A 13671-nucleotide genomic window follows, 5' to 3' on the forward strand; every position below is an offset into this window, starting at 1 on the left:
CGTGGAAAAACTGCTGCTCCTGGTGCACCGCATTCCGTATCCGCCCAACAAGGGCGACAAGATACGGTCGTACCATTTGCTGCGGCACCTGCGCGCCCGCTACCAGGTCTATCTGGGTACGTTTGTCGACGACGCCGACGACTGGAAACATGTCGCGCATCTGCAAGCGATGTGCGCCGGCAGCCATTTCGCCGCGCTCCGGCCGCTGCGGGCGCGGTTGCGCAGCCTGGCGGCGCTGGCCGGCGGGCGGGCGCTGTCGTGCGACTATTACCGCAACGGCGGCATGCGGCGCTGGGTCGATCAGACCGTGGAGCGCGAAGGCATCACCCGCATCGTCTGCTATTCCTCGCCGATGGCGCAATACGCGCACGCGCATCCGTCGGCCCGGCGGGTGATGGATTTCGTCGATGTCGATTCCGACAAGTGGCGCCAGTACGCCGACGGCAAGCGCTGGCCGATGCGCCAGGTCTACCAGCGCGAGGCGCGGCTGCTGCTCGACTATGAGCGCGAAGTGGCGCGCGCCAGCGACGCGGCCTTGTTCGTGTCGGCGCCGGAGGCGGCGTTGTTCCGCGCCTTGGCGCCGGAGAGCGCGGACCGCGTCGGCCACTACAGCAACGGCGTCGATACCGACTTCTTCTCGCCGGCGAACGGCGGCGCCTCGCCGTATCCGGCGGGCGCGCGCGTGCTCGCCTTCACCGGCGCCATGGATTACTGGCCCAACATCGACGCCGTCAGCTGGTTCGCGCGCGAGGTGTTGCCCGTCATCCGCGCCGCCGCGCCGGACGTGCTGTTTTGCATCGTCGGCTCGCGGCCCGCGCCGGCCGTGCAGCGCCTGGCCGAGCTGCCCGGCGTGCTGGTCACCGGCACCGTGCCCGACGTGCGCGCCTACTTGGCGCACGCGGCGCTGTGCGTGGCGCCGATGCGCATCGCGCGCGGCATCCAGAACAAGGTGCTGGAGGCGATGGCGATGGCGCGGCCGGTGCTGGTCTCGCCGCAGGCGCTGGAAGGCATAGACGCGGTGCCCGGCCGCGAACTGCTGCTGGCCGACGACGCCGGCGGCCACGCCCGCGCGGCGCTCGACTATCTGAACGCGCCCGATCCGGCCATCGGCGCCGCCGCGCGGGACAAGGTCGAGCAACTGTACGGCTGGGAAAGCAATCTTGCGCCCGTGTCCGCGTTGCTGGAACAGCTTCCGGCCCAGCCATGGCCACGGAGCGCGTGACATGAGCGCGATGGATACCACGGCCGCGCCCGCAGCCGCCGCCACCGCCACCGCCAGCGACGCCCGGAGCGGCATCGGCGGCGCCGCGCGCGGCGCGGGCAGCGGCACCACGGCCGCCGCCCGCGCCTTGGTGCTGGCCTTGCTGCTGACATTGTTGCCGCTGGCCGCCTACTGGAGCACGGCCGTCTCCATCGGCGAGATCTGGGCGCGCTCGGAAACCTTCGCCCATGGCTACCTGATTGTGCCGATCAGCCTGTGGCTGGCCTGGCAGCGCCGCGAGCGGCTGCGGGCGATGGCGCCGGCGCCGTTCTGGCCGGCGCTGTTGCCGCTGGCCGGCTGCGGCATGCTCTGGCTGCTGGCCGACCTGGGCGAGGTGCAGGTGATACGCCAGTACGCCTTCGTCGCGATGTTCCCGCTGACGGCGCTGGCGGTGCTGGGGCCGCGCATGGCGCGGGTGATCGCGTTCCCGTTGCTGTTCCTGTTCCTGGCCGTGCCGGTGGGCGACAGCCTGATCGAACCGCTGATGACCGTCACCGCCAATTTCACCGTGGCGGCGCTGCGCCTGAGCGGCATACCGGTTCTGCATGAAGGCAATAACTTCATGCTGCCATCGGGCGGGTGGTCGGTGGTGGAGGCGTGCAGCGGCCTGCGCTATCTGATCGCCTCGGTGACGGCCGGGGTGCTGTACGCCTACATGACTTATACCCGCTGGTGGAAGCGCGTGCTGTTCGTGGCGGTCGCCGCCTTGCTGCCGATCCTGGCGAACGGCTTGCGCGCCTATATGATCGTCATGCTCGGCCACCTGAGCGACATGACCCTGGCGGTCGGCGTCGATCACCTGCTGTATGGCTGGCTGTTCTTCGGCATCGTCATTTTCGCGCTGTTCCTGATCGGCGCGCGTTGGCGCGACCGCCCGCCGCCGGCCGCCACCCCGGCGCCTAAGCCCGCGTCGCGGCGGCCGCCAACCACGCGAATCGCCGCGATGGCGCTCGGCGTCGTGGTGGCCCTGGGCGTTTGGCCCGCCTATGCCGGCTATCTGCAAAGCACCGGCGGCACGGCGCCGCCGGTCGGCCTCGACAGTTTTCCGGCCAGGGCGCCGTTCACGGCCGCCTTCACCGATTGGCAGCCCGCCTTCACGCCGCCGGCCGCGACGCTGCGCCGTTACTACGCGCAGAACACCGGCCAGGTTGGCCTGTCGCTGCTGTACTACCGCCATCAAACCGGCGCAAGCAAACTGATCACGTCAATGAACCGGCTGACGCCGATGGTGAATTCGCCCTGGAACCTGACGGGGGGCGCGGTGCGCAACGAGACGGTTGCCGGACGCACGCTGGCCGTGCGCGAGTCGATGTTGCACGGCAAGGAGGGTGCGCTGCTGGTCTGGCACTGGTACTGGATCGACGGCCGCGCCACCACCAGCGATACGAAGGGCAAGCTGCTGCAGATCAAGCAGCGCGTACTCACCGGCAGCGACGACGGCGCCGCCGTCATGCTGTTCGCCCCGCTGGGCGACCAGCCGGACGGCGCCCGCGCCGCCATGCGCGCCTTCCTCGCCGACAATCTCGGTGCCATGGACGCCACGCTGACGCGGGTGCGCGCGCAAGAGGGATCGAAGCGATGAAGCCGCCACTGGTCGTGCACCTGATTTACCGCCTCGATTTCGGCGGCATGGAAAACCTGATGGTCGAGCGCATCAACCGCATGCCGGCCGGCCAATACCGGCACGCGGTGATCGCGCTGACCGGCTATACCGCGTTCGCCGAGCGCATCACCCGCGGCGACGTCGCGCTGTACGCGCTCGACAAGCCGCCGGGCCTGGCGTTTGGCACCCACGCCGCGCTGTGGCGCCTGTTGCGGCAACTGCGCCCCGACATCCTGCACACGTACAACCTGTCGGCCATCGAATACGCGCCGGCCGCGCTGCTGGCGGGGGTGCCGGTGCGCATCAATGGCGCCCACGGCCGCGACGCCGCCGATCCCAAGGGCCTGAACCGCAAACACCGGCTGTTGCGCCGCCTGATGATACCGTTCTACGACCACTGCTACGCCAACTCGGCCGAGATGCTGGCCTGGAACCGCGAAGTCATCGGCGTACCGGCGCGCAAGAGCCGCCTGCTGCCGAACGGCATCGACATCGACCGCTACCGGCCGCCCACACCCGCCGAGACCAATGGCCCGCTGGACCGCCATTTCGGCCCCGGTTGCCTGGTGATCGGCAGCGTCGGCCGCATCGAACCGGTCAAGAACCATGCGCTGCTGCTGACCGCCTTCGCCGCCTTGCGCGCGCGCCGTCCCGACCTGGCGCACCGGCTGCGCCTGGCGATCATCGGCGACGGCCCGTTGCTGCCGGCGCTGCGCGCGCAGGCCGACGCCGCCGGCCTGGGCGACGCCGTCTGGCTGCCCGGCAAGCGCGACGACGTCGCCGCGATCCTGCGCGGACTGACCGTGTTCGCGCTGCCGTCGATCGCCGAGGGCACGCCCGGCGCCGCGCTCGAGGCCATGGCCAGCGGCGTGCCGGTGATCGGCAGCGACGTCGGCGGCGTGCCGGAGGTGGTGGCCGACGGCGCCACCGGCGCGCTGGTGCCGCCGGGCGACAGCGAAGCCTTGTGTGCGGCCTTGGAGCGCTACGCCACCCGTCCCGCGCTGGTGCACGAACACGGGCTGGCCGCGCGCCTGCGCGTAACCCAGCACTACGGCATGCAGGCGATGGTGGCGGCCTACCAGGCGCTGTACGACGAATTGTGCGAACGAAAACTTAAACTGGGAAGGCGGGTGGCATCATGTGCGGAATAGTTGGCATCATGGACATAGGCGGCAAGCGCGACATCGATCGCGCCGTGCTGCAGCGCATGAACGAGACCCAGCATCATCGCGGCCCCGACGAGGCCGACCTGTACCTGGAACCCGGCATCGGCTTCGGCCACCGGCGCCTGTCGGTGATCGACATCGCCGCCGGCCTGCAACCGCTGGGCAACGAGGACGGTTCGGTGATGGTGTGCTTCAACGGCGAGATCTACAACTTCCGCGAACTGACGGTGGAGCTGAAGGCGCTGGGCCACGTGTTCCGCACCCGCTGCGACACCGAGGTCATCGTCCACGCCTGGGAGGAATGGGGCGAAGCGTGCGTGCACCGCTTCCGCGGCATGTTCGCCTTCGGGCTGTGGGACCGCAACCAGCAAACCATGTTCATCGGACGCGACCGGCTGGGCGTCAAGCCGCTGTATTACTGCCTGACGGCCGACGGCTTCCTGGCCTTCAGCTCGGAACTGAAGGCGCTGGCGTCGCTGCCGGACCTGGAACGCCGCATCGATCCGCGCGCGGTCGAGGACTACTTCGCGTACGGCTACATCCCCGAGCCGCGCACCATCTACGAAGGCGCGCTCAAACTGGCGCCCGGCCACACCTTGACGCAAAAGGTCGGCGCGCCGCTGGCCGTGCCGGTCAAGTTCTGGGACGTGCCGTTCGCGCCGCACGCGCCGATGGCCAGCGCCGACGTCGAGCACGAATTGATCGAACGTCTGCGCGAGGCCGTGCGCATCCGGCTGGTGGCCGACGTGCCGCTGGGCGCCTTCCTGTCCGGCGGCGTCGATTCCAGCGCCGTGGTGGCGATGATGGCCGGCATGAGCGACAAGCCGGTCAATACCTGCACCATCGGCTTCCAGGACAAGGCCTTCGACGAATCCGACTACGCGGCCCAGGTGGCGACGCAGCACGGCACCGATCACTACACGGGCAATGTCGGCACCGACGACTACGCGCTGCTCGACACCCTGGCCGGGCTGTACGACGAGCCGTTCGCCGACAGTTCGGCGATTCCGACCTACCGCGTGTGCCAGCTGGCGCGCCAGCGGGTGACGGTGGCGCTGTCGGGAGACGGCGGCGACGAGAACCTGGCCGGCTACCGCCGCTACCGCTACGCGATGAACGAGCACCGCGTGCGCGGCCGCATTCCGGCCGGCCTGCGCAAGCCGGTGTTCGGCCTGCTGGGCCGCTGGTATCCCAAGGCCGACTGGGCGCCGCGCGTGTTCCGCGCCAAGACCACCTTCGAGGCGCTGTCGCGCGACCTGGTCGAGGGCTACTTCCACGGCGTGACCCTGATGAGCGACGCCATGCGCGCGCAGCTGTTCTCGGACCGTTTCAAGACCGGCTTGCAAGGCTACCGCGCCATCGAGGTCATGCGCGGCCACGCCGACGCCGCGCCGACCGACGATCCGCTGTCGCTGCTGCAGTACCTGGATTTGAAGACCTATCTGCCGGGCGACATCCTGACCAAGGTCGACCGCGCCAGCATGGCCCACGCGCTGGAGGTGCGGGTGCCGCTGCTGGACCATCAACTGGTCGAATGGATTTCCGGCCTGCCGCCGTCGCTCAAGCTGCAAGGCGGCGAGGGCAAATACATCTTCAAGAAAAGCCTGGAATCGCACCTGCCGCACGACATCCTGTACCGCAAGAAGATGGGCTTCTCGGTGCCGCTGGCCACCTGGTTCCGTGGACCGCTCAAGCAGCGCGTGCACGATGCGTTATTAGGACCGCTGCTGGGCGACAGCGGCATGTTCAACCCCGACTACCTGCGCCACCTGCACGAGCAGCACCAGGCCGGGCTGCGCGACTACAGCGCGCCGATCTGGTCGCTGCTGATGTTCGAGGCGTTCCTGCGCAAGGAGCTGCGCGCATGAGCGCCGCGACCTTACGTTCCGAGGTCGGCGCCGAGGTCGCGGTGTCGCCGCTGCGCATCCTGCACGTGCTCGACCATTCGATCCCGCTGCACAGCGGCTATACCTTCCGCACCCGCGCCATCCTGCGCCAGCAACGGGTGCTGGGCTGGCAGACCTTCCAGCTCACCGGCCCGAAGCAGGGCGCATGTGACGCCGTCCAGGAGCAGATCGACGGCCTGGATTTTTACCGCACGCCGCCAGCGAGCGGATTCAAGGCCAGTCTGCCCGCGCTGCGCCAGCTGGCGGTGATCGACGCCATCGAGGCGCGCCTGCTGGAAGTGGCGCGCGAGGTGCGGCCGGACATCCTGCACGCGCATTCGCCGGCGCTGAACGCCATCGCCGCGCTGCGGGTCGGGCGCCGCCTCGGCATTCCGGTGGTGTACGAGATCCGCGCCTTCTGGGAGGACGCGGCCGTCGACCACGGCTCCAGCAGCGACGGCGGCCTGCGCTACCGCGCCACGCGGGCGATGGAAACCTACACGCTGCGCCGGGTCGATGCCGCCACCACCATCTGCGAAGGTCTGCGGGCCGACATTGCCGCGCGCGGCATCGCGCCGGGCAAGGTGACCGTGATACCGAACGCCGTCAACATCGCCGACTTCAGCGTCGGCGGTGTCCGCGACGAAGCGCTGGCCGTGCAACTGGGCCTGGACGGCAAGGTGGTGCTGGGCTTCATCGGCTCCTTCTACGCCTATGAAGGCTTGCACATCCTGCTCGAAGCGCTGCCCGGCATCATCGCGAGGCGGCCCGATATCCGTGTGCTGCTGGTCGGCGGCGGCGCCCAGGAGGCCGCGCTGCGCGCTCAAGCCGAGGCGCTGGGCGTGGCCGCGCACGTGGTCTTCACCGGACGCGTGCCGCATGAACAAGTGCAGCGCTACTACGACCTGACCGACGTGCTGGTCTACCCGCGCGTGAAGATGCGCCTGACGGACCTGGTCACGCCGCTCAAGCCGCTGGAGGCGATGGCGCAGGGACGACTGCTGGTCGCCTCCGATGTCGGCGGCCACCGAGAATTGATCGAAGATGGCGAGACCGGCGTGCTGTTCGCCGCCGGCGACCCGCAGGCGCTCGCCGACCAGGTGCTGGCGCTGCTGGCGGCGCCGCAGCGCTGGGACGCGCTGCGCGCCGGCGGCCGCCGCTTTGTCGAACACGAACGCAATTGGGCCGCCAGCGTGGCGCGCTACCGCGCGGTGTACAAAAGCGCCGGCGCGGAGCGGGCGGCATGATGGAGGCGCCGGTGCACATCGGCCTGGTCGGCCCGTTGCCGCCGCCGCCCGGCGGCATGGCGAACCAGACCTTGCAACTGAACGAGCTGCTGCTGCGCGACGGCCACCGTGTCGAACTGGTGCGGATGAACGCGCCCTACAGTCCGGCCTGGGCCGGCCGCATTCCGGTGCTGCGCGCCGGCGTGCGGCTGCTGCCTTACCTGTGGCGGCTGTGGCGGGTGGCCGGCAAGGTCCAGCTGCTGCATGTGATGGCCAATTCCGGCTGGTCGTGGCATCTGTTCGCCGCGCCGGCGATCTGGATCGCGCGCCTGCGCGGCTGCCCGGTCGTGGTCAACTACCGGGGCGGCGAGGCCGACGCCTTCCTGCAACGGGCCGCCGACTGGGTCCGCCCCAGCCTGCGCCGCAGCGCCGCCTTGCTGGTGCCGTCCGGATTCCTGGAGGCGGTGTTCCGGCGCCACGGTTTCGGCAGCACGGTGGTGCCCAACGTGATCAACCTGGAGCGCTTCGGCGCCGCCGGCGCCCGCGCCACGCCGTCGGGGTCCCGGGCGCCGTCGGTGCTGGTGGCGCGCCACCTTGAGCCGATCTACGACAACCAGACGGCGCTGCGGGCGTTCGCGCTGCTGGCCGCCCGTTATCCGGCGGCGCAGCTGGTGATCGCCGGCAGCGGCCCCGAGGCCGAGATGCTGGCCGCGCTGGCGGACCATCTCGGCATCGCGCAGGCGGTGCGTTTCACCGGCCGCATCGACAATTCGGCCATGGCGGCGCTGTACCGCGAGGCCGACATCATGCTCAATCCCAGCCTGGTCGACAACATGCCGAATTCGGTGCTGGAGGCGCTGGCCGGCGGCGTGGCGGTGGTCAGCACCGACGTCGGCGGCGTGCCGTATCTGGTCGAGCACCGGCGCAGCGCCTTGCTGGTGCCGCCGCAAAATCCGCAGGCGATGGCGGACGCGATGTTTTTGCTGCTGGGGGAGCCGGACCTGAGGGAGCGCCTGCGCCAGGCCGGGTTGCAACTGGCCGACCAGTACACGTGGGCGCAGGTGCGTCCGCGCCTGTTGCAGGTGTATCGCGCGGTGATCGAGAAAGCCAACAAGGCCGGCGGCCCATCCGCCGCCGGCGGGAGCAAAGCATGAACACTGTTGTGAATACCGGCGCGCCGTCATCGGCGCAGGCCCCGCTGGCGCCCCGCAGTTTGTACACGGCGGTCGTGGCCGGACTACTGTTTCCGTTGCAGGAACAGTTCAAGCGCCACACCACGGTGAGCGTGCGCCGGCGCATGGACGACACCGAGTATTGGGCGCCGGAGCGGCTGGAGAGGCTGCGCCTGGACCGCCTGCGCCGCCTGCTGCTGCGGGCGCAGACGCAGGTGCCGTATTACCGCGCATTGTTTGCCGAAACCGGCTTCGACGCCCGCCGCGACGTCGACTCGCTGGACGCGCTGGCGCGCCTGCCGCTGCTGGACAAGGCGCTGATACGGCGCCATAGCGCCGACCTGCGCGCCGGCGACGCGCGCGAGCTGGCGCGCTTCAACACCGGCGGTTCCAGCGGCGAGCCGTTGATTTTCTACATCGGCAAGGAGCGCGTCAGCCACGATGTCGCCGCCAAATGGCGCGCCACCCGCTGGTGGGATGTCGACATCGGCGACCCGGAGATCGTGGTGTGGGGCTCGCCCATCGAGCTGGGCGCGCAGGACCGCGCCCGCGCCGTGCGCGACCGCGTGATGCGCACCATGCTGTTGCCGGCGTTCGAGATGTCGGAAGCGAACCTGGACGCCTTCGTCGCCCGCATCCGGGCGCGGCGTCCGCGCATGCTGTTCGGCTATCCGTCGGCGCTGTCGCACATCGCCCGCCACGCCGAGCTGCGCGGCCAGCGCATGGACGACCTGGGCATCCGCGTCGCCTTCGTCACCTCCGAGCGGTTGTACGACGAGCAGCGCGAGCAGATCGCCCGCGTCTTCGGCTGCGCGGTGGCCAACGGCTACGGCGGGCGCGACGCCGGCTTCATCGCCCACCAGTGCCCGCACGGCGGCATGCACATCACCGCCGAGGACATCATCGTCGAAATCGTCGACGCCGACGGCAGGCCGCTGCCGGCCGGCGCCACCGGCGAGATCGTCGTCACCCACCTCGCCAGCGGCGACTTCCCGTTCATCCGCTACCGCACCGGCGACGTCGGCGCGCTGTCGACCCGCCAGTGCGGCTGCGGGCGCAGCCTGCCGATGCTCGAAGAGATACAGGGACGCAGCACCGATTTCCTGGTGGCGGCCGACGGCACCGTCATGCACGGCCTGGCGCTGGTGTACATCCTGCGCGATATCGAAGGCATGAAAGCCTTCAAGATCATCCAGGAATCGCTGCATTCGACGCGCGTGCAGGTCGCGCTCGACACGCCGCTCGATGATGCGCTGCGCGGCCATATCACGCGCGGCGTGCGGGCGCGGCTCGGCGCGCAGGTCGAGGTGACGGTCGAGCGGGTGGAGGCCATCGCGCCGGAGGCGTCGGGCAAATTCCGCTACGTGGTGAGCAAGGTCGACGCGGCGCGCAATTACGGAGCCAACTACGGAGCCGGCACGCCATGAGGGATTTGCTGGTCACGTTGCTGGTGTTCGGATCGCTGCCGTTTATCTTCAAGCGGCCGTCGTTCGGCGTCGTCATGTGGATCTGGATCAGCGTGATGAACCCGCACTCGCAGGGTTGGGGCTTCGCCCGCAGCTTCCCGTTCGCGGCGGTGATCGCGGCGACCATCGTCGCCTCCATGTTTCTGCACAAGGACAAATACCGCCTGCCGGCCCACCCGGTCACCTGGGTGTTCCTGGCCTTCATGGGCTGGATGAGCGTGACGTCGCTGTTCTCGATCCACGGCGTCGACGTGGTGACCACGCAGTGGATCAAGGTGTACAAGATCTTCGGCATGACGGCGGTGGTGATGATGCTGGTGCGCACCCGCCAGGAAATCGAATGGCTGGTGTGGACGGTGGTGGTGTCGCTGGGATTCTACGGCGTCAAGGGCGGTATTTTCACCTTGCGCAGCGGCGGCAACTTCCGCGTGTGGGGGCCGGAGGGCACCTTCATCGACGGCAACAACGAGGTGGCGCTGGCCCTGGTGATCGTCATTCCGCTGATGTACTACCTGATCGGCAACGTGCGTCCGCGCTGGGCCAAGGGCGCGCTGCTCGCCGCCATCCTGCTGTGCGCGCTGGCCTCGCTGGGCTCGTATTCGCGCGGCGCCGCGCTGGCGATCGTCGCGATGACCACGGTGCTGTGGCTCAAGAGCCGCAACAAGCTGCCGCTGGGCGTGCTGCTGGCGATGGCCGTGCCGTTGATGGTGCTGCTGATGCCGTCGCAATGGCACGAGCGCATCGACACCATCAACACCTACCAGGAGGACACGTCCGCCATGGGCCGCATCAACGCCTGGCGCATGGCGTTCAACCTGGCCAACGACCGCCTGCTGGGCGGCGGCTTCGAGATCTACGACGGCGAGGTGTTCGCGCGCTACGCGCCGATCCCGGCGGACGTGCACGCGGCCCACAGCATCTACTTCCAGGTGCTGGGCGAGCATGGATGGATGGGCCTGGCGCTGTACCTGGCGCTGGGCGTGATGATCTGGCGCACCGGCAGCGCCATCGTGCGCCAGGCCAAGGGCGTGCCGGAGCTGGACTGGGCGCTGCGGCTGGCCACCATGCTGCAGGTGAGCCTGGTGGGCTTCGCCGTCGGCGGCGCGTTCCTGAGCCTGGCCTATTTCGACGTGCCGTACATGATCATGGCGGCCATGGTGGCGACGCGCATCCTGGTGGCGCGGCAGGCCGCGCCGCAACGCCGTCCGATGGCGCGGGCGGTGGACCGGCACGCGGACGCCGGCGCCGACGCCGGCGTGGCGCAGACATGAGCGCGGGCGCGGGCATCACCGGCTCGCCGCCACTGCCGACGCGGCCGCTGTTGCGCCTGCTGTCGCCCGGCGGCCGTCGCGGCCTGAGCATCATGATCTATCACAGGGTGCTGGCAGCGCCCGATCCCTTGTTCCCGGGCGAGATAGACCGTGCAGCCTTCGCGATCCAGCTCGGCTTGCTGAAGTCCTCGTTCAACGTGCTGGCGCTGGACGAGGCGGTGCGCCTGATGCGCGCCGGGCGGTTGCCGCCGCGCGCCGCCTGCATCACCTTCGACGACGGCTACGCCGACAACGCGGTGGAGGCGCTCCCCATCCTGCAGCGCTTCGGGCTGACGGCCACGTTCTTCGTCGCCACCGGCTTCCTTGATGGCGGCCGCATGTGGAACGACACCGTGATCGAATTGGTGCGTAAAGCGCCCGAGGCACCCGGCGCGCGGTTCGACGCCCGCACGGCCGGTCTCGGCCTGCTGCCGCTGGACGGCCCCGGGGCGCGGCGGGCCGCCATTGGCGCCCTGATCGGCCATCTCAAGTACCTGCCGATGGAGCAGCGCTTGGCCATGGTCGAGCGCCTGGCCGGGGAGGCGGACTACGGCCTGGCCCGCGACCTGATGATGAGCAGCGGGCAGGTGCGCCAGCTGCATGCCGCCGGCATGGGCATCGGCGCCCACACGGTCAACCATCCGATCCTGGCGGCGATTCCGGCGCGGCAGGCGGGCGACGAGATCGCGGCCGGCAAGCGGCGGCTCGAAACGCTGACCGGCGCGCCGGTGCCGCTGTTCGCTTATCCGAACGGGAAGCCAAATGTCGACTACCGCGCCGAACATGTCGGTATCGTGCGCGAACTCGGTTTCGAGGGCGCGGTGTCGACCGCCTGGGGTGGACGCACCGGCGACCTGTATCAGCTGCCGCGCTTCACGCCCTGGGACCTGGGCGCGCCGCGCTTCCAGTTGCGGCTGGCGATGAACCTGGCCCGGAGGGCCCAGACCGCCGAATCTTCGCGGGCATAAGAGGGCCAGCGTACAGAGAAAAACCACCGTTCCGCGCCATACTGACGACTTAAGCCATTTGTAAGACTTTTTGGTATAATTTCATTGAGTTACGGCAATTTTCAAGTTCCTTAGGTGCCGTCAACCGCTGGCCAAGGAGAACGATGATGGAACGGGTAGTGGTGGTGGGCGCCTCCGCGGGAGGTATTCCGGCGCTGGAGGCGATATGCGCGGAGCTGCCTGCGGACTTTCCCGCGCCCGTACTCATCGCCATGCACGTCGGCCCCCAGGGCAATGAACTTCTCCAAGTGCTCGCCAAAAGCTGCCGCCTGCCGGCATCGCACGCCATCGACGGCCAGTACGCGGAACCCGGCACCATCCTGGTCGCCGCACCCGGCCGCAATCTCACCATCGTCAACGATCACGGCAAGGTGCGCGTCAGGCTGACCGAGAGCGGCAACCCCAATCTGATCGCGCCCGCCATCAATCCCTTGTTCGCTTCAGCGGCCGCCGAGTTCGGCGAACGGGTCGTCGGCACGGTTTTGTCCGGCTTTCTGGACGACGGCACCGACGGCCTGCGCGCCATCAAGGCCGCCGGCGGCACCGCCATCGCGCAGGAACCGACGGACGCGCTGTGTCCCGACATGCCCGCCAACGCGATCCGTCAGGTGGCGGTCGATTCCATCCTGCGCGCCGACGCCATCGGCGCCACCCTGACAGCGCTGGCCGCCGTGCCGGCGCGCCGACTCGCTTCCCATGGCGTTGGCGCCGGCGAGACGCAGGGCCGGGTGCCGCCGCGCCAGGGTCACACCATCGACGTCAGCACGGCGGCGATGTTGGCCTCCTCGGCGGCGCTGAAAAAATAAGGATAGAGCGAGCGCCGCGCCATCTGATTGCCGGCGCCGCTGCCGCCCAGACGGGCGATTTGCGCCCCCATGAATTCCAGATCCAGATGCAGCAAGTGCGCCGGCGCGTCGACGCGCAGGTTGTGGCGTTTGCCGGCCACGTGGCGGAAACCCAGCATCTGCTCGTAGAAGCGCCGGTGGCGCGGATGGACCTCGATGAAGGCGTCGCCGCACAGGTGCGTCTTGCGCGCGTGGATGTACAGGATGTGGAACAGCGACGCCAGCGCCAACCGGGTGTGGGCCAGCGGGTCGAGCGCCAGCCTGGTCACCTCGCACACGCGGGCGCCGGCGCGGCGGTAGCCGTCGATGGCGTCGCGGAAGGTATCGTCGGCCAGCAGGCCGGCGGCCGAATCGATGCGCAGGGTCACCGTGGCCAGCAGCGCCTCGGCCGACGCCGCGTTCAGGGTCAGGTGGCCGGCGTGCGGCTCGAGGAAATGCTTGTCGCCGTAGCCGCGCCAGCGGTACATGCGGTTGATCAGCGCGGCCGCCGCGCGGCGTCCGGCGGTGCTGTTGCCGAAGTGGATGCCGAACGCCGCGGCCGACGGCGGATCGGGATAGGGCTGCCACGTGGGCGCCATGCTGGCGACGACGTCCGCGACAATGGCCGGTCCGTATCGCGCGATTCGGCGCGGAGGCAACCCGGCGGACGCCGTGAAGTCTTCCATCCAAAAGTTCCTTGTCGACGGGTTGTGGGAAGGCGTGCCGGCGCACGGCCGCGGCACGGCGTCA

At 69.5% G+C, this 13671-nt stretch carries 11 protein-coding genes; 10 read left to right on the top strand and 1 reads right to left on the bottom strand.

From position 1 onward, the window contains the following. Position 1: 1 nt before the first annotated feature. The 10 genes from AC07P1_RS15900 to AC07P1_RS15945 all read left to right on the top strand — a co-directional run bounded on the left by AC07P1_RS15900 (position 2) and on the right by AC07P1_RS15945 (position 12903). Positions 2 to 1222 carry a TIGR03087 family PEP-CTERM/XrtA system glycosyltransferase gene (locus tag AC07P1_RS15900; protein ID WP_494696726.1) on the top strand — a complete coding sequence of 407 codons (1221 nt, stop codon included), beginning with the start codon at positions 2 to 4 and terminating at the stop codon, positions 1220 to 1222. 1 nt (position 1223) lies between these two features. After that, entirely contained in the window at positions 1224 to 2843 is a 1620-nt protein-coding gene (gene xrtA / locus AC07P1_RS15905; RefSeq protein WP_494696727.1) for an exosortase A, read from the top strand. Further along, entirely contained in the window at positions 2840 to 4015 is a 1176-nt protein-coding gene (locus tag AC07P1_RS15910; RefSeq protein ID WP_494696728.1) for a TIGR03088 family PEP-CTERM/XrtA system glycosyltransferase, read from the top strand. The genes xrtA and AC07P1_RS15910 overlap by 4 nt, the downstream gene beginning before the upstream one ends. Continuing rightward, positions 4003 to 5898, top strand: coding sequence for an XrtA/PEP-CTERM system amidotransferase (locus AC07P1_RS15915; RefSeq protein WP_494696729.1), 1896 nt, complete (start codon positions 4003 to 4005; stop codon positions 5896 to 5898). Before AC07P1_RS15910 ends, AC07P1_RS15915 begins: the two co-directional genes overlap by 13 nt. 50 nt (positions 5899 to 5948) lie before the next feature. Further along, positions 5949 to 7163, top strand: a complete 1215-nt coding sequence (locus AC07P1_RS15920; RefSeq protein ID WP_494696861.1) for a TIGR04063 family PEP-CTERM/XrtA system glycosyltransferase — start codon at positions 5949 to 5951, stop codon at positions 7161 to 7163. Then, positions 7160 to 8296, top strand: coding sequence for a glycosyltransferase family 4 protein (locus tag AC07P1_RS15925; RefSeq protein ID WP_494696730.1), 1137 nt, complete (start codon positions 7160 to 7162; stop codon positions 8294 to 8296). Before AC07P1_RS15920 ends, AC07P1_RS15925 begins: the two co-directional genes overlap by 4 nt. Beyond that, complete coding sequence (locus tag AC07P1_RS15930; protein WP_494696731.1) at positions 8293 to 9741, top strand: phenylacetate--CoA ligase family protein; 1449 nt, start codon at positions 8293 to 8295, stop codon at positions 9739 to 9741. Before AC07P1_RS15925 ends, AC07P1_RS15930 begins: the two co-directional genes overlap by 4 nt. Further along, positions 9738 to 11051: a putative O-glycosylation ligase, exosortase A system-associated gene (locus tag AC07P1_RS15935; protein ID WP_494696732.1), complete on the top strand. Its 1314-nt coding sequence runs from the start codon at positions 9738 to 9740 to the stop codon at positions 11049 to 11051. The genes AC07P1_RS15930 and AC07P1_RS15935 overlap by 4 nt, the downstream gene beginning before the upstream one ends. Beyond that, positions 11048 to 12058 (top strand): polysaccharide deacetylase family protein, encoded by a 1011-nt coding sequence (locus AC07P1_RS15940; protein ID WP_494696733.1) that lies wholly within the window; start codon positions 11048 to 11050, stop codon positions 12056 to 12058. Before AC07P1_RS15935 ends, AC07P1_RS15940 begins: the two co-directional genes overlap by 4 nt. Before the next feature lie 143 nt (positions 12059 to 12201). Beyond that, entirely contained in the window at positions 12202 to 12903 is a 702-nt protein-coding gene (locus AC07P1_RS15945) for a chemotaxis protein CheB (RefSeq protein WP_494696734.1), read from the top strand. Here AC07P1_RS15945 and AC07P1_RS15950 read toward each other — a convergent pair. Beyond that, positions 12843 to 13607 (bottom strand): N-acyl amino acid synthase FeeM domain-containing protein, encoded by a 765-nt coding sequence (locus tag AC07P1_RS15950; protein WP_494696735.1) that lies wholly within the window; start codon positions 13605 to 13607, stop codon positions 12843 to 12845. The two genes, AC07P1_RS15945 and AC07P1_RS15950, sit on opposite strands and share 61 nt — an antisense overlap. Between the last annotated feature and the right edge of the window lie 64 nt (positions 13608 to 13671).

The organism is Duganella sp. GW821-FHT07F09 (assembly GCF_059418705.1).